12 protein-coding genes are annotated in these 18,436 nt (G+C 55.5%); 7 read left to right on the top strand and 5 right to left on the bottom strand.

The features are described from left to right. Positions 1-7 precede the first annotated feature (7 nt). On the bottom strand, positions 8-874 hold the full coding sequence (locus BWP39_RS11985) for a symmetrical bis(5'-nucleosyl)-tetraphosphatase (RefSeq protein ID WP_096720394.1): 867 nt from the start codon (positions 872-874) through the stop codon (positions 8-10). A gap of 418 nt (positions 875-1,292) precedes the next feature. Between BWP39_RS11985 and rfbB the strand changes: the two genes are divergently transcribed. From rfbB to BWP39_RS11960, 5 genes are read left to right on the top strand one after another with little or no spacing between them, the layout of a single operon-like run. Continuing rightward, on the top strand, positions 1,293-2,354 hold the full coding sequence (gene rfbB / locus BWP39_RS11980) for a dTDP-glucose 4,6-dehydratase (protein WP_096720392.1): 1,062 nt from the start codon (positions 1,293-1,295) through the stop codon (positions 2,352-2,354). 10 nt (positions 2,355-2,364) lie between these two features. Further along, the gene (gene rfbA / locus BWP39_RS11975) at positions 2,365-3,258 is read left to right on the top strand and encodes a glucose-1-phosphate thymidylyltransferase RfbA (RefSeq protein ID WP_096720390.1); all 894 of its coding nucleotides are present in this window, start codon (positions 2,365-2,367) and stop codon (positions 3,256-3,258) included. After that, on the top strand, positions 3,243-3,794 hold the full coding sequence (rfbC, locus tag BWP39_RS11970) for a dTDP-4-dehydrorhamnose 3,5-epimerase (RefSeq protein ID WP_096720388.1): 552 nt from the start codon (positions 3,243-3,245) through the stop codon (positions 3,792-3,794). The genes rfbA and rfbC overlap by 16 nt, the downstream gene beginning before the upstream one ends. A gap of 8 nt (positions 3,795-3,802) precedes the next feature. Beyond that, entirely contained in the window at positions 3,803-4,696 is an 894-nt protein-coding gene (gene rfbD / locus BWP39_RS11965; RefSeq protein ID WP_096720386.1) for a dTDP-4-dehydrorhamnose reductase, read from the top strand. Next, positions 4,678-5,610, top strand: a complete 933-nt coding sequence (locus BWP39_RS11960) for a glycosyltransferase family 2 protein (protein WP_407944790.1) — start codon at positions 4,678-4,680, stop codon at positions 5,608-5,610. The genes rfbD and BWP39_RS11960 overlap by 19 nt, the downstream gene beginning before the upstream one ends. Before the next feature lie 22 nt (positions 5,611-5,632). Here BWP39_RS11960 and BWP39_RS11955 read toward each other — a convergent pair whose 3' ends face one another. From BWP39_RS11955 to BWP39_RS11940, 4 genes are all read right to left on the bottom strand, one after another. After that, the gene (locus BWP39_RS11955) at positions 5,633-7,789 is read right to left on the bottom strand and encodes a glycosyltransferase family 2 protein (RefSeq protein WP_096720382.1); all 2,157 of its coding nucleotides are present in this window, start codon (positions 7,787-7,789) and stop codon (positions 5,633-5,635) included. Positions 7,790-7,810: 21 nt separating this feature from the next. Continuing rightward, positions 7,811-9,199: an ABC transporter ATP-binding protein gene (locus BWP39_RS11950; protein ID WP_096720380.1), complete on the bottom strand. Its 1,389-nt coding sequence runs from the start codon at positions 9,197-9,199 to the stop codon at positions 7,811-7,813. Beyond that, the gene (locus BWP39_RS11945; RefSeq protein WP_096720379.1) at positions 9,189-10,013 is read right to left on the bottom strand and encodes an ABC transporter permease; all 825 of its coding nucleotides are present in this window, start codon (positions 10,011-10,013) and stop codon (positions 9,189-9,191) included. The genes BWP39_RS11950 and BWP39_RS11945 overlap by 11 nt, the downstream gene beginning before the upstream one ends. 223 nt (positions 10,014-10,236) lie before the next feature. Beyond that, entirely contained in the window at positions 10,237-11,052 is an 816-nt protein-coding gene (locus BWP39_RS11940) for a sulfotransferase family protein (protein ID WP_096720377.1), read from the bottom strand. A 702-nt stretch (positions 11,053-11,754) separates the two neighbouring features. Between BWP39_RS11940 and BWP39_RS11935 the strand changes: the two genes are divergently transcribed. Continuing rightward, the gene (locus tag BWP39_RS11935) at positions 11,755-13,155 is read left to right on the top strand and encodes an ABC transporter ATP-binding protein (RefSeq protein ID WP_096722465.1); all 1,401 of its coding nucleotides are present in this window, start codon (positions 11,755-11,757) and stop codon (positions 13,153-13,155) included. An 11-nt stretch (positions 13,156-13,166) separates the two neighbouring features. Beyond that, complete coding sequence (locus BWP39_RS11930) at positions 13,167-18,419, top strand: glycoside hydrolase family 99-like domain-containing protein (RefSeq protein ID WP_096720375.1); 5,253 nt, start codon at positions 13,167-13,169, stop codon at positions 18,417-18,419. Positions 18,420-18,436 lie beyond the last annotated feature (17 nt).

Raw genomic sequence — 18,436 nt, 5'->3', positions numbered from 1 at the left:
GCTACTTCTACTTCGAAGACGCATCGGATTCCGGGCGGCAGGCCGAACAATCCACCTGCGTGACCGTGCGTTTGCCAGGGTCGCTTGCCAGTTGCACGGCGGAAAGCCGATTGCCCCACACGCAGCCGGAGTCGAGACCGACCAGATTGTCACGCAGGGTCAGCCCGAGCGCGGCCCAGTGGCCGAATACCATCGTAATGTCGGTCGTCTTGCGCGATGGGACATCGAACCAGGGCATGTAGCCTTCCGGAGCGGCATCGAGTCCGCCACTCGATGAGAAGTCCATCACGCCGTCTTTGTCACAAAAGCGCAGCCGCGTGAGTGCGCTGCAGGTGATGCGCAGACGCTCGATGCCTTTTAGATGCTTCGTCCAGCGGTTCGGCTCATTGCCGTAGAGACTCGCGAGCGTTTCCTTCCAGTTCGGTGCGCGCAATGCGCGCTGCAGATCGTCGGCGAGTTCGAGCGTCAGCGTTACGTCCCACTGCGGCAGCACACCAGCGTGGACGAGCAGCATGCCATGCTCGAAGTGCGCGATCGGGCGATGACGGACCCAGTCGAGCAGATCGGCGGCGTCGGGGGCGGCGAGGATATCGTCGAGCGTGTCGCCGCGTTTCGATTTGCGGATGCCCGCCGACACCGACAGCAGATGCAGATCGTGATTGCCGAGCACCGTAACCGCGCGGTTGCCGAGCGCGATCACGTCGCGCAATGTCGCAAGCGATTCGGGGCCGCGGTTGATGAGGTCGCCGGCAAACCACAGCGGTGTGTCGGCAGAGGGGGCGGTTTTCGCGAGGAGCTGCTGGAACTGGGTACGGCAACCCTGCAGATCGCCGAAGGCGAGCGGGGTAGCGGGCAGCGGATTGGCAACGGTCATTGTGGGCAGATCAGATAGGCGCTGGCAGACGGTGCGGCTGGGTAGCTCGACATAGTAGCCTGTATGGCGATGTCCTTGTAAGGGTGAGAGCCGTAGCGGCCTGCGACCACATGCAGTCGAACTATCCCGCCACCCTCGTACAGCCCCGAATCATGCAATCGGCAAGTTTTTACTCATCGCGGGTGCGATCAGAGGTAAATTTTGTCAAGCTGTTTCAAGTTGTTAGGGCTCTAGTTTTTGCCCTGTACCGATTTATAATCGAGGCTTCGAAAATAAAGCGCTCGAACGCTCGCGCCTTTTTTTGTTTACGAACATCGGCGCAAAGCGGTCACACTGATCGGAGCGCGCAACCACTGCTCAGGGCAGTCGGACTATCCACGCCGGCTGTATCCGTCACGTTTATCTTGAAAGGGACTCCATGATCCTGGTAACGGGCGGTGCCGGTTTTATCGGTGCCAATTTCGTGCTCGACTGGCTGAATGCTTCGGACGAGCCTGTCGTCAACCTCGACAAGCTGACGTACGCGGGCAACCTGCGGACGCTGAAGGCGCAGCAGAACGACCCCCGGCACATCTTCGTGCGGGCTGACATCTGCGACCGTGCGGCGCTCGATGCGATATTCGCCACGCATAAACCGCGTGCTGTATTGCATTTCGCAGCTGAAAGCCACGTCGACCGTTCGATTCATGGTCCTGCCGAGTTTGTTCAGACCAATGTGGTCGGCACGTTCACGCTGCTCGAGGCAACCCGTTCGTACTGGAACGCGTTGAGCGACGACGACAAGGCGGCTTTCCGATTCCTGCATGTGTCGACGGATGAAGTGTTCGGTTCGCTGTCCGCAACCGACGCACAGTTTTCCGAAACGACGCCGTACGCGCCGAACAGCCCGTATTCGGCGACCAAGGCCGGCTCCGATCATCTGGTGCGCGCCTACCATCACACGTACGGCCTGCCGACGTTGACGACGAACTGCTCGAACAACTACGGCCCGTACCAGTTCCCCGAGAAACTGATTCCGCTGATGATCGCCAACGCGCTGGGTGGCAAGCCGCTGCCCGTGTATGGCGATGGTCAGAATGTGCGCGACTGGTTGTATGTCGGCGATCATTGCAGCGCAATCCGCGAAGTGCTTGCGCGCGGCACATCGGGCGAGACGTACAACGTGGGTGGCTGGAACGAGAAAAAAAATCTCGACGTCGTGCATACGCTGTGCGATTTGCTCGACGAACTTCGTCCGAAGGCTGCCGGCTCGTATCGCGATCAGATCACGTATGTGACCGATCGCCCGGGCCATGACCGCCGTTATGCAATCGATGCGCGCAAGCTCGAACGCGAACTCGGCTGGAAACCCGCTGAAACCTTTGAAACCGGTTTGAAAAAAACAGTGCGGTGGTATCTCGACAATCAGGAGTGGGTCGACGAAGTGGTGTCGGGCGACTACCGGAAATGGGTCGAGACGAACTACGCGCAGCGCGCGTAAAGGCAGAAACATGGCACGCAAAGGGATTATTCTCGCCGGCGGATCGGGTACGCGGCTCTATCCGATCACGCATGTGGTCTCGAAGCAGTTGCTGCCCGTGTACGACAAGCCGATGATTTACTATCCGCTGTCGACGCTGATGGTGGCGGGCATTCGCGACGTGTTGATCATTTCGACGCCGCAGGACACACCGCGCTTCGAGACGATGCTGGGCGATGGTAGCCAGTGGGGGATGAACATTCAGTATGCGGTTCAGCCCTCTCCTGATGGCCTTGCGCAGGCGTTCATCATTGGGCGCGAGTTCGTGGGCAATGATCCGTCTGCGTTGATTCTTGGTGACAATATTTTCTATGGGCACGATCTTGCGAAGCAGCTGGAGCGTGCGGATGCGAAGGATCAGGGCGCGACGGTGTTTGCGTATCACGTGCATGATCCGGAGCGTTATGGCGTGGTGGAGTTCGACAAGCAGTTTCGTGCGTTGTCGATCGAGGAGAAGCCGGTTAAGCCTCGGTCGAACTACGCTGTCACTGGTCTGTATTTCTATGACAACCAGGTTTGCGATATTGCTGCGGATATCAAGCCTTCTCCGCGTGGTGAGCTTGAGATCACCGATGTCAATTCTCGCTATCTGGCTAACGCTGCGCTCAATGTTGAGATCATGGGGCGGGGGTATGCGTGGCTCGATACGGGCACGCATGATTCGCTCATCGAAGCGGCGACGTTTATTGCGACGCTGCAGAAGCGTCAGGGGCTTGTCGTTGCTTGTCCGGAAGAGATCGCATTCCGGCAGCAGTGGATTGATGCCGAGCAACTTCTGGCGCTTGCTAAACCGCTCGCGAAGAATGCCTACGGGCAGTACCTGCAAAACCTTCTTACGGACCAAGTCGCATGGCCATCCAAGTAACTGCAACGGCGCTTCCTGAAGTCAAGATCATCGAACCGAAGGTGTTTGGGGATGCGCGTGGGTTCTTTTATGAGAGCTTTAATGGTCGTGAGTTTTCCGAGCAGGTAGAGGCGGGTGTTGAGTTTGTGCAGGACAATCATTCGCGATCAGCACGCGGGGTGCTGCGTGGGTTGCATTATCAGATCGAGCACGCACAGGGAAAGCTGGTGCGTGTGGTTGAAGGCGAGGTGTTCGATGTCGCTGTCGATATCCGCGAGAGTTCGCCGAACTTCGGTAAGTGGGTTGGGGTGAATCTGTCGGAAGAGAACCATCGGCAATTGTGGGTGCCGCCGGGTTTTGCGCACGGGTTCGTGGTGTTGTCGGAGACGGCACAGTTCCTCTACAAGACGACCGATTACTGGTACCAGGCTCACGAGCGCAGCATCGTCTGGAACGATCCGGCGATTGGTATTGAGTGGCCGATAGACTTCGAGCCGTTGCTGGCTGCGAAGGATGCGGCGGGTAAGCGATTGTCGGAAGCGGATTGTTTTGCGTGAGGACTTCGATGACGACGCGTGAACAACAAACCATTTTACTGACTGGCGTCAATGGGCAGGTTGGGTTTGAGCTGGCGCGTAGCCTGCAGGGGTTGGGCAAGGTCGTTGCGCTGGATCGCAACGCATTGAACCTCGCTGATCTGGACCAGGTACGCCGCGTGGTGCGGGAAGTGAAACCTGGCTTGATCGTCAATCCGGCCGCTCATACGGCGGTCGATAAGGCCGAGACCGAGGTCGATGCCGCTATGCGCCTCAACGCAGAGGCGCCTGGGGTGCTGGCGGAAGAAGCTAAGCGCCTCGGCGCAGCTCTCGTTCACTATTCGACAGACTATGTGTTCGACGGTACCAAGGACGGTGCTTACGTCGAAACAGACGCAGTCAATCCGCAGAACGTGTACGGTAAAAGCAAGCTCGCTGGTGAGCAGGCGATCGCGGTTTCGGGCTGTGCTCATCTGATTTTTCGCACGAGCTGGGTATATGGCACGCGAGGGAAGAACTTCCTTTTGACGATGTTGCGTCTTGGCGCGGAGCGCAGTGAGCTGAGCGTAGTAGCAGATCAATTCGGTGCTCCGACCTGGGCGAATACGATTGCTGCGTTAAGCGCGAGTGTGTTGTCACAGGCCGTGGCTGCTGATGACGGCGACTGGTGGGCGAAACATTCAGGCGTCTATCACTTGACTGCCTCGGGTGTCACTTCGTGGCACGGGTTTGCCGAAGCTATCTTTGACTTTTCGAATCTCGAGAAGAAGCCTGCGGTGAAACCGATTCCCGCGTCGTCTTATCCGACGCCCGCGGCGCGGCCGAGTAACTCACGGATGTCGAATGACAAGCTTGCCGATGTCTTCGGCGTGCGTGCGCCTGATTGGCGTGATGCGCTGCAATTGTGTATGGCGGTGCGTTGAACGGCGAATCGTATGTGCCACGCGCTGGTGCGGTTGTGGTTTTTTACCACCCCGACGCAGCATGCGTCGAGCGAGCCAACCGGCTTGCGGCAACAATGCGCTGCGTAGTTGTCGACAACACACCGTCTGTGCAGGAGGCGAGCGAACTGGGGCTATCTGCCACGATCACGTACCTGCCTAACGGTGATAATGTCGGCATCGCTACAGCAATCAATCAGGGCGTTGAAGCACTGATTCGCGATGGATTCGATACGGCTATTCTTTTCGATCAGGATAGCGAGCCACCAGCGTCACTGCTCACTGAGTTGCCGATGGTGATCGCTCAGTCCAACAAGACTGGGGACCGCGTGGCACTGGTGGGGCCTGCCTATGACGACGTGCGTCTGCGCGGAACTGCCCCGTTTGTTCGGTTCAAATGGTGGAGACTCGAGCGCATTGTTCCAGAGGGTAATCAACCAATCGATGTTGATTTTCTGATTTCCTCTGGTTCTTGCATCAACCTTCGGTGGTGGGCCGACATTGGTCCGATGGACGACGCGCTTTTTATCGATTTTGTCGATCTTGAGTGGTGTGTACGGGCGAAACGAAAGGGATTTCGCGTGCTTGGCTTGCCTTGGGTACGGATGAGCCATGAACTCGGCGGCGAACCCGTACGCGTGTTTGGGCGGCCCTATCCAATGCATGGTCCGCTGCGCCACTACTACCAGTTTCGAAACGCGATCGCTTTGATGAAGCGACCGTCGATCCCAATAGCATGGAAAACGACTGAACTGGTCAAGCTCCCGGTCAGAGTCGTGATCTACTGCTTTTTCCCTGAGCGCCGCAAAGAACATTTGGCCATGGTATGGCGCGGTCTTTGTGATGGGTGGCGCGGGCGGCTCGGCGCTTATCGGCAGCCGAGTCAGAAACGCTAGTGGGTAGCTGCGCCGATTGCGTTTAATCGAGAATATTCGTGCGCGGCGGATCGGCAAGAGTGAACGGTAGTACTTGTGCACTCAATGACAGATTCGGGTTATAGGCCGGGTCGTGCTCAAACATACCGGCCCAGCGGCTTTCCATCAAGCGGACCTCTTTCACAAAGCGCTCGTACTTGTCGGGATCCATATCGGAGCCGCGCGTTGCGGATTCGTGGTGATATAGCTGCGCGTGGGGCGTCCAAACGTTTCGGTAACCAGCCTCTCGTACTCGCAAACAGAAGTCGACGTCGTTGAACGCTACCGCGAGCTCTTCGTCGAGCCCACCTACTTTTTCATAGATCGATTTTCGAATGACAAGGCACGCGGCGGTGACTGCGGACAGATTCTGGGTTGCAACTGCACGACCAAAATATCCAACATTTCCATACGCCATCAGACGGTGCATGTGTCCGGCAACACCACCCAACCCAATTAGCACGCCGCCGTGCTGAAGCGTGTCGTCGGGATACCATAGCGATGCACCTACAGCACCGTTTCCGGGTTGCGACGCTATGCCGATCATTTCATCCAGCCAGTCCGGCGAAATCACTTCAATGTCGTTGTTCAACAAACATAGGTATTCACCCTTCGTCTCGATCACCGCATCGTTGTTGAGTTTCGAGAAATTAAAAGGTGACTCGTCGCGGAGCACGCGAATATTTTGGTGCTGTTTGATACTTTCAAAATAGGCTAACGTCGCCGGCTGTTCGCTGCCATTGTCGACCACGATGATCTCGTAGTTCTTATAGGCGGTCTTGTTGAGGACACTGTCAATGCACTGTCGTAGAAGATCAACCCCATCACGTGTCGGAATAAGCAACGACACCAGAGGAGGCGGTGTCGGCGTTGCATACCGAACGTGCAAGATTGGCAGGCGATCGAACGACTGTCCGACCGTAGCATCGATATTGTTCCTGCGAAGATGCTCTTCGACCGCACGAATGGCCGCGACGAGGGCGTACGGCTTTTCGTCGCTGTGGCCAGCCGTGCTCCCGGGTGCCATCCGCCAGTGATATAGCACGTGTGGAATATGAACAACTTTGTCATGTCCAGATAACTCGACACAGCGCAACGCAAGGTCGTGATCTTGACTACCTTCGAAACCCTTTCTAAATCCACCAACCTCGCGGATCAGCGCGGTTTCGAATACCCCGAGATGAGAAAACATGTTCTGTGCCCGGAACATTTCGGGATTCCAGTCACTCTTGAAGTACGGTGTCGTTCTTGTACCGTTCGCAGTGAGCTTATCTTCATCACTGTAGAACATGCGCGCATCGGGATACTTGTTGATGTATTGAGCGACCGTAAAAAGAGCGTGCTCTGGCAGTACATCGTCGTGATCCAGCAAAACGGCGAAATCGCCTGAAGCGAGACTTAGGGCGCTGTTGCTGGCCTCGGAGATGTGGCCATTTTCCGTCCGAAAGCATACTTTGATTCGTGAGTCGTGGGCGGACTCCTCACTGAGGATGTCCCTCATGTGTGCGTCGGTCGAGGCATCGTCTGCAATGCAAAGCTCCCAGTTCGGATAAATCTGTTCCCGAACCGACTTGATCATCTCACGCAAGTATCTTGGGTCACTGTTATAGGTTGGAACGATGACCGAGAAAGAGGGCGTACGCTTGAAGGTCTGAAGTCGTCTCTGCATTTCCGCCCGAATTGCAGGCGTAAGCGAATCGTATTGGGTGATCCAACTGGAATACGTCGCCTGGCTGTATCCGAGGCCGTTGTTGAGTCGCCTTAGCTTCTTACGAACGCCTGCTATCCCCTCACGATGCAGGATGCCGACCCCAAGGATCAGTGACTTGCTCAAGCCGCCGCGCATGTGAATTTGGTGGCGAACGGACCGGACGATTAGGCGCGTTTTGGTTGCGAGAACCGAAACCCGCCGCAGTGGGGCGGTAATTCGCCACGAATGAGATTGTTGCAACACCGTAATGTCGGCCCTAAGTTTTGCCAACTCTCTTTGTGCATGCGTCGCTACCGTGGCATCTCTCAGAGCCTCTTTAAGATCATTCTCAAGTTCGGCAACGCGCCTATTCGCCGCTTCAAGTTCCCGTTGCAATGCTGTTTGTTCGGATGATTCTGGTCGAACAACTCGTGCGTGATCGGATTCTGTGGGGCTTGGGAGTGGTGTCATGATGATGTGGCCGGGGGTTGCTCAGGTGATGTCGGTGTGACGAAGCGTCAACGAGACCTCGTTCATCTGCAGTCCCACCAGGCCGGTCGAAGAAGTTGCTGCCTCCGATGTGAAGAAACATGCATCGTGTAGCCAGTGCAGGACTTGCAGGGATGACCGTGATGCATCTGCTACCACGACATCGACAGCATAGCTACCCGGTTGCAGAACCGGCATAGCAAACGTAAATTCGCCAGTTACGTTTTCTCCGTTCATCAAATCGACTGGCCTGTCGCGCGTCACCCAAAAGGTGCTATCACCAAAAAGCATACGACCTAGTTTATCTTTCACCGTGAAACCGATCACTGCTTCACCAACATGGTGTGCTGTCCTCGCGCTGATGCGCAGCGTGACTATTTCGCCACCGACCGTCCAGGATAGCGGTGTACCGTCTTCTTTGGTTAGCTTGGCTATCTGGATTGTTGCGGCGCCATTCTGGACATCGGCCTCAAGCGGATCGAAGACAAAATTTCTCACATGATCTGCGACTTGAGACGTGAATTTCTTTCGCTGATCCTCGCGTTTGTCGACGGACACTACCGGCGGTGACGACAGTTCCTGCGCGACCTTGCTCTTGCCTTGTTGAGCCTCATAATATGCTTCCAGATATCGATTGCAGACGTCCTTGGGATCGCCTGAGCGTACGATCGAACCTCGCTCAATCCAGACCGCTTTCGTGCACAGGCTCCGAACTGCAGAAGAGTCGTGGCTTACGAACAGGATCGTGCCTGTCTGCATAAACTTGCGCAGAAAACGCATGCATTTCTGCGTAAAAAACGCGTCACCCACTGCTAGCGCTTCATCAATAATCAGGATATCGGCGTCAACGTGCGCGATTACAGCAAACGCGAGGCGAACGAACATCCCGCTGGAGTAGGTTTTGACTGGTTGTTCGATGAATTCGCCTATATCGGCGAATGCCTCAATGTCGGCAAATCGCTCATCTATCTGCTCTTTCGTCAGCCCGTGCAGCTGACCATTCATGTAGACATTTTCGCGGCCGGTGAACTCTAGCTCAAAACCCGAGCCGAGCTCCAGTAGCGCTGCGATGCGCCCTTGAGTCTGGATCGAACCTTCCGTCGGCGACAAGGTTCCACAGATGATCTGCAGCAGCGTGCTCTTTCCCGAGCCGTTTCGCCCGATGATTCCGATTGTTTCGCCGCGGTGAACTTCGAGATCGATGTTCCGCAGTGCCCAGAATGTTCGAGCAGCGTCTTGGGCGCGTTTGCTGAGTTTCGCCTTCAACGTCCGAGTCGGTGTGATACGAGCTACAAAATTGTAGAGCGACTGTTTGAGCCGATGCGAAGGGTGTTCATATGCCCTGAAGCCCTTTCCCAGCGCCGATACGCGAATCACAGCGTCAGACGACATCAGCAAATCCTTTGCGCGTCTTCTGGAACCATGCGAAACCGATCCACGCGACGAGCGCGCTCAACGTAAGGTAAATACCCCAAACTTCCCAGTCGATCGCCTTACCCCATATCAGCACATTGCGGCTTTGCTCAATCGGAAACGTCAACGGGTTCCAGTAAACAAATCTTTGAAACCGAGGTGGCAGTGACGATACCGGGAAAAAGATGGGTGACAAGAACATCAGCGCAGTGACGAAGATACCAATCGTTTGGCCGATGTCACGCAGAAAGACACCTGTCGCGGAGAGTATCCAGGAGATACCGAGAATTAGCAGGCACAACGGAAAGAGGACGAGCGGCAGCAGCAGCGCGGTGACCGGCACGTAACCCTGGATCAGGAACTCGGCGACGATAAGAATCGCGATGCTGACGAATGCATGGAAGAGTGCGGAGAACAGGTACACGCACGGAAGAACTTCGAGCGGGAAAATGATCTTTTTAACAAAATTGGTGTTCGCGAGCACCATGGACGGCGCACGGTTGATGCACTCGGAGAACATGTTGAACATGATCATGCCCGCGAACAGAACAATCGCGAATTGCGTATGCGAGCCGGACACGGGGCCGCTATTCCAGCGGGATTTGAATACGCCGCTGAACACGAATGTATATACGCTCAGCATTAAAAGCGGCGTTAGCAAGGACCAAAATATGCCCAGCATGGAACCCTTGTATCGTCCGACAGCATCCCGGCGCGCGAGATCGAACATCAGTCGGCGATTTTTTACCAGTGATGCAAGAAGGTACATTGGCGAGGCACTAAAACTTTGCATAGGTCTCAGTTAGAGGGTACGACGAACATATCCAGGTGGAGGACCCTTCGCGCAGGGGCCGTGTCTATAACCGCCATCGATCATGATCGACATGGCATCGCCTCAGTTCTCGCTTTTGAATTCGCACGCTGCGAGCGACGGGGCAGTCCCGCATTATCGCATAGCGAGTTTTCCCCTTTGCCGGCGTCGCGCGGCATGCTCCTGGGCCTGGCAGCTCAATGCATCACTTGTAACCAAATATTTGCATCGCTTCCCGTGCGCTGTACTCACAATGGGCGCTTACCTCGTTGGAGAGCTGGTTCCGCCAGGCGTCAATCCGGTCCGGGAGGAATGGCTGCGCGAGGTTCCGGTGGCTTGGATCGCTTCTCAGTTCGGGGCCGCGCGTACTCGCATCGAGCATTGCATCCTGGAAGGGTACCCCGAGGGTGTCCGAGATCTGGGTGAGCGTTGTGAGGGGTGTCCTAACCAGATCTTCGTATCGCACAAGCCTATAGTTCGGTTTGTTGTAAAGGGCCTTATACAAATGTAAATTTGTGTAATTCCAGATTCGGGGAAAATATTCCTCAATGCCCGGAGGTGCCCAGCTCACGTTGAGCAAAGATGCGACCGAGCCGCGCACATCTCGAATGATGTGAATGAATTTGATCTGCGAATCGAGCAATCCGACCTGTTCCAGCTTTCGGATGGTAAGTAGGTCGTCAGGTGACTTGTCACCACATAGGCGCTTTCCGAGCTTGTGTGCCAGCGCATCGTACAGGGCATCGAGTACACCAGCCAACGACGGGGGGGCATTTTCGAGGGATGAACGTATTTCGGCTTCTGTGAGATGCAGGGCGAATATGGCTGGGTAGTCATCGGAGGCAATGATCGCGTCGGCTGCGACCTTGCAGGCTTTTTCCCACGAACTGGTACTACCGATGATATGTGCAAGCGTACTGATGATGGTTGTCTGCATCGGGATGAAGATATCCGAATGGAGATTCAGAGTCTCTTTCAAGAGCGTGGTGCCGGAGCGTGGTGATCCAAAGATGATGAACATAACGGTAGAACGGATTGAGGGCGAAGGTAGACCGAGCCGTGCTTACGCTGCTGTCGGGGGGCTTTTGTGACCGATTTTCAAGTTCGACGCGATACCTGTTTCATGCAAACGTTTGCGTGCGATTGCACGCCCCTTTGCTCTATCTTTTGCAAGTGGTGGGATTGTTGCAACGAACAAGAAGACGCCAGCGTTGGTCATCGAGTTTTGCGGGAGGTGCGCTGCAGTGGACGCTTTTTGATTGATCCGCTGTGGAGAGTTCAAATCTGGGTTCGGACCGCCCAAAAAATGTATTCGCTGAACGGAACGCGGACGCGTCGGCGCGGGCTTATAAGCTTGAACGAGCGCGGCGAACCGGCAACCACACTGAGGGTCTTTCGGTTTCAGAGCTAGAGAAGCGTTGTCCGTGGTTCGCGCGAAGAGCGACCGTCTAGCTCGAGCAGGGGCGGCAATTGGTTGCAATTAAGTGCACACATACACTCCGTGATGCGCCATTATCACAGACCACAAACGGTAAGCCACCGCCGTAGTGGTTACGGGAAGTTACAGGCTGCTGTCCGTGCTGATACGAGCAGGTTGCCCTCCACCGTTTCGTGCTGGATCGGACTTCGGGTGCTGTTTGGTAAAATGGCCACGGATGAACCCTCGTGGGTCTGCGGTCCCTTCGGGGCGCGGTCCCCGGTACTTGCGAAGGAAGCGGCCTCTATGTCTAGTCAGATTGTCATTCGAGCATCAGGAGTGACAAAGGGTTTCAACTCATACGAACTTCCAGCCGATCGCCTGAAGCAAGGGGCGCTTAGCGTGGCGAGCCGCATCCTCCTAACGGGGTCGACGCGTCGGCGCGCGCGTGAACGCTCGGAAGCCTACGCGAACGTTTTCTGGGCATTGAATGGTGTCAGTTTCGATGTGGCAAAGGGCGAAACGATCGGCATCATTGGACGCAATGGTTCCGGAAAGAGCACCCTCTTGCAGATTGTTTGCCAGACCCTGAATCCCACGAGCGGTTTTATACAAACGTCAGGCCGGGTGGCTGCGTTGCTGGAATTGGGTTCAGGCTTCGACCTCGAATACACCGGCCGCGACAACATTTACCTGAACGCTCAATTGCACGGCCTGACTCGGCGTCAGATTGACGAACGACTCGCCGACATCATCTCCTTCGCAGACATCGGTGACTTCATCGATCAGCCCGTCAAGACATACTCTAGCGGTATGTTTGTTCGACTTGCCTTTGCGGTGATCGCGCATGTCGATGCCGACATTCTGGTGGTTGACGAGGCGCTTGCGGTAGGTGACGCATTTTTTAACCAGAAGTGTCTTCGCTTCATGGATCGGTTTCGAGAAACGGGCACGATTCTGTTCGTGAGTCATGACACGTCGACCGTAAAAAAAATCTGCACGCGGGTGATCTGGATCGACAAGGGCACTGTCATGCGCTCGGGAGATCCCGACGAAGTATGCGAAGCATATCTCGAAGCGTATTACGACGCCGGCCCTCCGAACACCGCTGGTGTAGCCGCAGCACCAATCCAGCCGACGCCCCAGCCACTTGTTCTAGCAGCAGGCCGCGACAGCCGACTCGTGGCGATCAATCAATCGAAATACCGGAACGACATAGAGATATTTCGCTTCGAATCGTCCGCTGCCTCTTTTGGGAGTGGTGATGCCCGCATTGTCGACGTCGAGCTTGTCGACGAAGAAGGTTCATCGCTTTCATGGGCAGTTGGGGGCGAGCGCGTCACATTGCGTGTGACTGCCCAGATCAGGGAGAGGATCGACTCGGCGATCGTCGGATTCTTCTTTAACGATAACTTGGGCCAGCCGCTCTTCGGAGACAATACATACCTGAGCTATCGGGATAAGCCTGTCTCATGCAGCGAGGGCGATAACCTCGTCGCCTGCTTTACGTTTGCGATGCCGATATTGCCCACAGGGGATTACTCCATCAATGTGGCGATTGCGGACGGTACCCAGCAGAGTCACGTGCAGCTTCACTGGGTACACGATGCGTTACCTGTGAAAGTTCACGCTTCCAGTATTGCTCATCATCTTCTCGCTATACCTATGCTCCGGGTCGGCGTCACCACCTCGTCAGCGGCCCAGTAACCAGAGTTTTTATGTCGAATAACCGTTTGGAAGAATTTCACGGCGCAACCTCGGACCCACATGTTGAGTCTGACCATGTTGCACAGTCAGCGCAAGATCTTGCATGGGACGGTGAGCGTTATATCCCAGGGATGTCTACCGAGATCGAGCTTGAGCATATGCATCGGTATGTCGTCGCACGCAAGCTAGCCGCCGGCTTGCGCGTATTGGATATTGCATGTGGCGAGGGTTATGGTTCGTATGCGCTGTCTCGCCTGGCTGCGTCCGTCGTCGGCGTTGATATCAGCGACGAGGCTGTTCAGCATGCGCAGACGGAGTATCAGCATCGAGCTTCCAATCTGGAATTCAAAGTGGGTTCCGCCGCAGATATCCCACTGGCAGACGCCAGTGTGGATCTTGTCGTGAGCTTTGAAACGATCGAGCATCATGACCAGCATGAAGCTATGATTCGCGAAATCAAGCGGGTGTTGAAGCCGGGCGGCGTGGTAGTGATTTCGAGCCCGAATAAATATGAGTATTCAGACGTAACGGGTTATTCCAATCCATGGCACGTCAAGGAACTCTACCTCGACGAATTTGAATCATTGTTGCATACGCAATTTGCGAACGTTGCGCTGTACGGACAGCGCGTCGTGACCGGATCAATTCTGGCGCCGATGAAGGACACGCTATCGCATCTGCGTACGTTACCGGAACAAGACAAGGCGGCGACAGAAGAGCAGGCAGGTGTGGCACGGCCTCTATATTTTGTGGCCGTTGCGACCGACGGCGTGCCTCCGGTGCTTGACAGCAGTATTTATGAAGCTGCCGATAGGTCCAGTGCGAACCTGGGCAAGGTAGTGGACGGTCGTATCGAATGCAAGTTGTATTGGCGTGTTGCGTCTGATGATGCATGGACGGAGCGACACGCGATAGGTTGCTATGTGCTTGCGGATGATAGCGAGCAGTTAGCCCGCCTGGAAATTCGGGATCCGGGAGCGAGTGTCTCGGTGCACGGACTTCGACTGGATCTGAGCGATCGACCGTGCGCGATACGTTTGGCCAACATCGATTTGCTTGATGCCAGTGGTTCGGTCATTTGGGCTTGGGACGGTCACCCACAGTCCTTCGTACACGTTTACGGTTCTTATTTCCTGTCGTCGGACGACCCTGCTACGTTGATTGTCACGACCAACGATCCATGGCTTGAGCTCCCAGTTCCGCATGAAATTCTCGCTCGGGTGACTCAAGGCTGGTCGGTCGCTCTGCGGCTCGCTACTCAAGGCGATGTAAGCTCGGTCGGAGATCTGCTACAGCAGACAGATGCGCTCATGACTGAGCTCATGCATAACATTGATGAAATGGTCCGCGAAATCGATATCCCCCACGATTCAGGATCAAATGCGCCGGGTCATCCAACTCTCGATGAGAAGGTCATTGGTTTCGGAGATGCTGAGGACGTCGCAGCAAAGCGATGGACCGCGTCTGCGCCAGTGCGAAATGTGCTAGTTGAAGCAAAGAGAATCGAGAGTGAAACGCATGAACGGCTGACAGAACTGCAGCAAGCGGTAGCGGAGCGCGATAGTAGTCTCACCAAGCGCGAAAGTCGTATTGTCGCCTTTAGCCGAGCGCTGGCAGAGCGTAATAGTCGCATTACCGCCCTTCACCGGGTCGTAGCGGTGCGCGATAGCCAGCTCGTCGAACGTGATAGTCGCATTGTCGCCCTTGAGCGGGATCGTGAGGCATTTCTCCGTGAACATAGCAGGTTGGTCATGGAAGTGCAGGAGCGCAATGCGAGAGGGGAGCCTGCAGTTGTGCAAGTAAACGCGATCCTCGCAAGTACGTCCTGGCGAGTCACTAAGCCACTTCGTTTTGTAGGGCGCTTAGCGAAGGGCGGTGAGCAACGTGCAGCGGCACTTCGTTCAGCTGCCAAAATTATCTATCGCCAAATGCCTGTGTCAGACAGGTTTAAGCGGCGAGCTAAAGGCGCGTGTTTTCGCTTGCTTCCGGGCTTGTTTTCTCACACACGCGCATACAAGGACTGGGCTGAACTGCGTGCGCGCATACGTGGTAGCGCGGCCACAACATCCGGGCAGCAGCACGCGACTGTAGCGATTGGTGATTCTGCACCTCCGGCGATTAGAGCGGACGAAGTGAATCTGGCATCCCAGGTTTTTCCTGTGACAGCCGTTGCTCCGGCGACTGACTATCAGGCATTTCCGCCTGTTGCACCTCGCGAAGTGCCGGTTCGTGCCATCGCTTTTTATCTCCCACAATTCCATCCGTTTCCCGAAAATGATGAATGGTGGGGGCGCGGTTTTACTGAGTGGACGAATGTCACGAGGGCGGTGCCGCAGTTTACGGGACACTATCAACCGCATCTGCCTGGCGAGCTTGGCTTTTACGACCTGCGCATACCTGACGTGCAACGCCGCCAGGTTGAACTGGCGAAGGCTGCAGGTCTCGGCGGCTTCTGTTTCTACTTTTACTGGTTCGGTGGCAAGCGCTTGATGGAAGCCCCCATTCTCCAGTATCTCGAGCATGAGGAATTTGATCTGCCGTTTTGCCTTTGCTGGGCAAACGAGAATTGGACGCGCCGGTGGGATGGTCTCGACCAGGAACTGCTTATTTCGCAGCACCATTCTCCGGAGGACGACATCGCGTTTATTGAGCACGTTGCCCGATATATGCGCGATCCGAGATATATCCGCGTCGGTGGACGTCCGTACCTCATGGTGTACCGGCCGAACCTGCTTCCAGATGCGAAAGCTACGGTTGAACGTTGGCGAGCGTGGGCACGGGAAAACGGATTGGGTGAACTTTATCTGGCGTACACGCAATCTTTTGAGAAAGTGGATCCGCGCGAATATGGGTTCGACGCCGCAGTGGAGTTTCCGCCAAATAACAGTCAACCGCCGTCAAAGGCCGGTGATGTAACGCTTATCAACCATAATTTTGCCGGGCATGTGCTGGACTGGACACACTATCTGGAGAGAAGCCGCTCATATGAGACTCCGGAGTACCGGTTGTTTCGTGGAGTCACGCCGTCTTGGGACAACGAGGCACGTAAGCCAGGTCGCGGAACAGCATTCATTGGCTCCACGCCAAAGTTTTACCAGGAGTGGTTGTATAACGCAGCCGTCGACACTATCCACAGTATTGAAGCACCCGACGAGCGGCTTGTCTTCATCAACGCATGGAACGAGTGGGCAGAAGGTGCACACCTGGAGCCCGATCGCAAATACGGGTACGCGTGGCTGCACGCAACCAATGATGCATTGACGCGAGCCAGCACGATTACAAGCCGACGTCGTATTGTGGTCGTATCGCATGACGCCCATCCACATGGCGCTCAATATCTTGCGTTGAATCTTGTCCGAACCCTCTCTACGGATCTCGGTGTTGAGGTTGTCACGGTCCTGCTTGGTGATGGCCCTCTGAAGGCTGAATTTGCGCGTTGGGGTGCGGTACACGATCTGAGCGGATTGAATCCCGAAGGAGACGAGGCTCGTACGTTGGTACAGCGACTCGCCCGACAGGGATTCAGTAACGCGATCTGCAATACGACCGTGTCTGGATTGTTTGCCGGTGTTCTCGCGCGAGGCGGTCTTAGGTGCGTCGTGCTTGTCCACGAACTGCAGGGCATGCTTGCCAAATATCAGTTGGAGCGCCACGCAGAGCAGATTGGCGAGTATGCGTCAGCCGTTGTGTTTCCCGCGACGTCCGTTCAACGTTCGTTCGAACGACTGGTGCCCGCGTTGGGTGAGCGCGCCCACCTTCGACCGCAAGGGCTCTATAAGCGAAATGCACTTCGGAATGATAGGGAACGTGCGCGGTCTGCGCTTCGCGAGAAGCTTCACTTGCCGAAGAACGCGAGGATCGTACTGGGTGTTGGCTTTGCGGATTTTCGGAAGGGAGTAGATCTTTTTGTACAGGCAGGAGACAAGTTAGTCACCCAACAACCGGACGTGTATTTCGTTTGGGTAGGCCATTGGGAAGCGCAGATGCGGAGTCAAATCGAAGGGCGTTTGAAGCAACACGCCGCTCGCTCGCACTTCATTTTCCCGGGGCTCGAATCGGACACGGATGTTTACTACGCGGGCGCAGATGTCCTGGCGGTAACCTCCCGTGAAGATCCATTTCCGTCCGTGGTGCTTGAGGCCTTGGAGGCAGCGTTGCCGGTTGTTGCCTTTGAAGATGCGACAGGTTCATGCGAGCTTCTGGCTCGGGACTGTGGGTTGCTGGTGCCGTTTGAGGATGTCTCTGCATTCGCCAGCGCCGTTCAAAGCCTGCTAGACAATCCTGAACGAGCGCATGAGTTAGGGGCCACGGGTGCTCATATTATTGCTGAAGAGTTTTCATTCCGACACTATCTGTTTGATCTACTCGACATGCTCGGATGTGGATTCAAGCGTGTTTCGGTAATTGTTCCCAATTTCAACTACGCGCGCTTCGTCGATGGAAGACTCGATTCGATCTTCAAACAAAAGTATCCAATTTATGAAGTGATCGTACTTGACGACTGTTCGACGGATGGAAGCGTAGACGTTATCAAGGCGAAGCTTGCCAATCAGCCAGTAGACAACCGTTTGATTGTGAACGAAGTCAACTCGGGATCGGTGTTCGCGCAATGGAAGCGTGGTGTAGAGCTCGCGCATGGCGACTATATTTGGATCGCGGAGGCAGATGATCTTGCGCTTCCCGAATTTCTGCCAACGGTGATCGCCGGATTCGAGGACGCAGACGCTGTCCTAAGCTATTGCGAATCCAAGCAAATGGCCGGATCGGGTGAGCTCATCTCGGAGCACTATGGCGACTATGTGGCCGATATCTCTACAACGAAGTGGAGCGAGCCGTACTTGAACTCGGGTGTTGTGGAGATTCGAGAGGCACTGGCCATCAAGAACACCATTCCGAATGCCAGCGCAGTTGTATTTCGTCGTCGTGAATTGTCGAACGTGTTGCAGTCACACTTTGACGAGGTACGTCGCTTCCGTGTCGCCGGCGACTGGATGGTCTATCTGCGAGTCATGGAGGCGGGCAAGGTCTCGTTTGTGCCCGATTCTCTCAATTTGCATCGCCGCCATGGCAACAGCGTTACTATCGGCGGCTTTGGTGAAGCCCAATTGAGGGAGATTCGCAGCATTCAGTTGTGGATTAGAGAGAAGTACGACCTTGATGCTTCGATTGTTACGATCGCTGACGCATATGTTCGTCACCTTTGCTCGCAGTTCAATCTCGATGAACGGGTGCTTGAGCAGGTGTCAGCGGTTTCCGGAGATTAGCCTGTGCGGGGAACCTA

This window comes from Paraburkholderia acidicola, assembly GCF_002362315.1.
GTDB lineage: Bacteria > Pseudomonadota > Gammaproteobacteria > Burkholderiales > Burkholderiaceae > Paraburkholderia > Paraburkholderia acidicola.
This window is presented reverse-complemented; position numbering and strand designations above follow the sequence as displayed.

What these genes read in the sequence shown, in the direction of transcription:
- BWP39_RS11955 (WP_096720382.1), bottom strand. Translation starts at nt 7,789, where the DNA reads ATGACACCACTCCCAAGCCCCACAGAATCCGATCACGCACGAGTTGTT.
- BWP39_RS11940 (WP_096720377.1), bottom strand. Translation starts at nt 11,052, where the DNA reads ATGTTCATCATCTTTGGATCACCACGCTCCGGCACCACGCTCTTGAAA.
- BWP39_RS11930 (WP_096720375.1), top strand. Translation starts at nt 13,167, where the DNA reads ATGTCGAATAACCGTTTGGAAGAATTTCACGGCGCAACCTCGGACCCA.
- BWP39_RS11950 (WP_096720380.1), bottom strand. Translation starts at nt 9,199, where the DNA reads ATGTCGTCTGACGCTGTGATTCGCGTATCGGCGCTGGGAAAGGGCTTC.
- rfbA (WP_096720390.1), top strand. Translation starts at nt 2,365, where the DNA reads ATGGCACGCAAAGGGATTATTCTCGCCGGCGGATCGGGTACGCGGCTC.
- rfbD (WP_096720386.1), top strand. Translation starts at nt 3,803, where the DNA reads ATGACGACGCGTGAACAACAAACCATTTTACTGACTGGCGTCAATGGG.
- rfbC (WP_096720388.1), top strand. Translation starts at nt 3,243, where the DNA reads ATGGCCATCCAAGTAACTGCAACGGCGCTTCCTGAAGTCAAGATCATC.
- BWP39_RS11985 (WP_096720394.1), bottom strand. Translation starts at nt 874, where the DNA reads ATGACCGTTGCCAATCCGCTGCCCGCTACCCCGCTCGCCTTCGGCGAT.
- BWP39_RS11935 (WP_096722465.1), top strand. Translation starts at nt 11,755, where the DNA reads ATGTCTAGTCAGATTGTCATTCGAGCATCAGGAGTGACAAAGGGTTTC.
- rfbB (WP_096720392.1), top strand. Translation starts at nt 1,293, where the DNA reads ATGATCCTGGTAACGGGCGGTGCCGGTTTTATCGGTGCCAATTTCGTG.
- BWP39_RS11945 (WP_096720379.1), bottom strand. Translation starts at nt 10,013, where the DNA reads ATGCAAAGTTTTAGTGCCTCGCCAATGTACCTTCTTGCATCACTGGTA.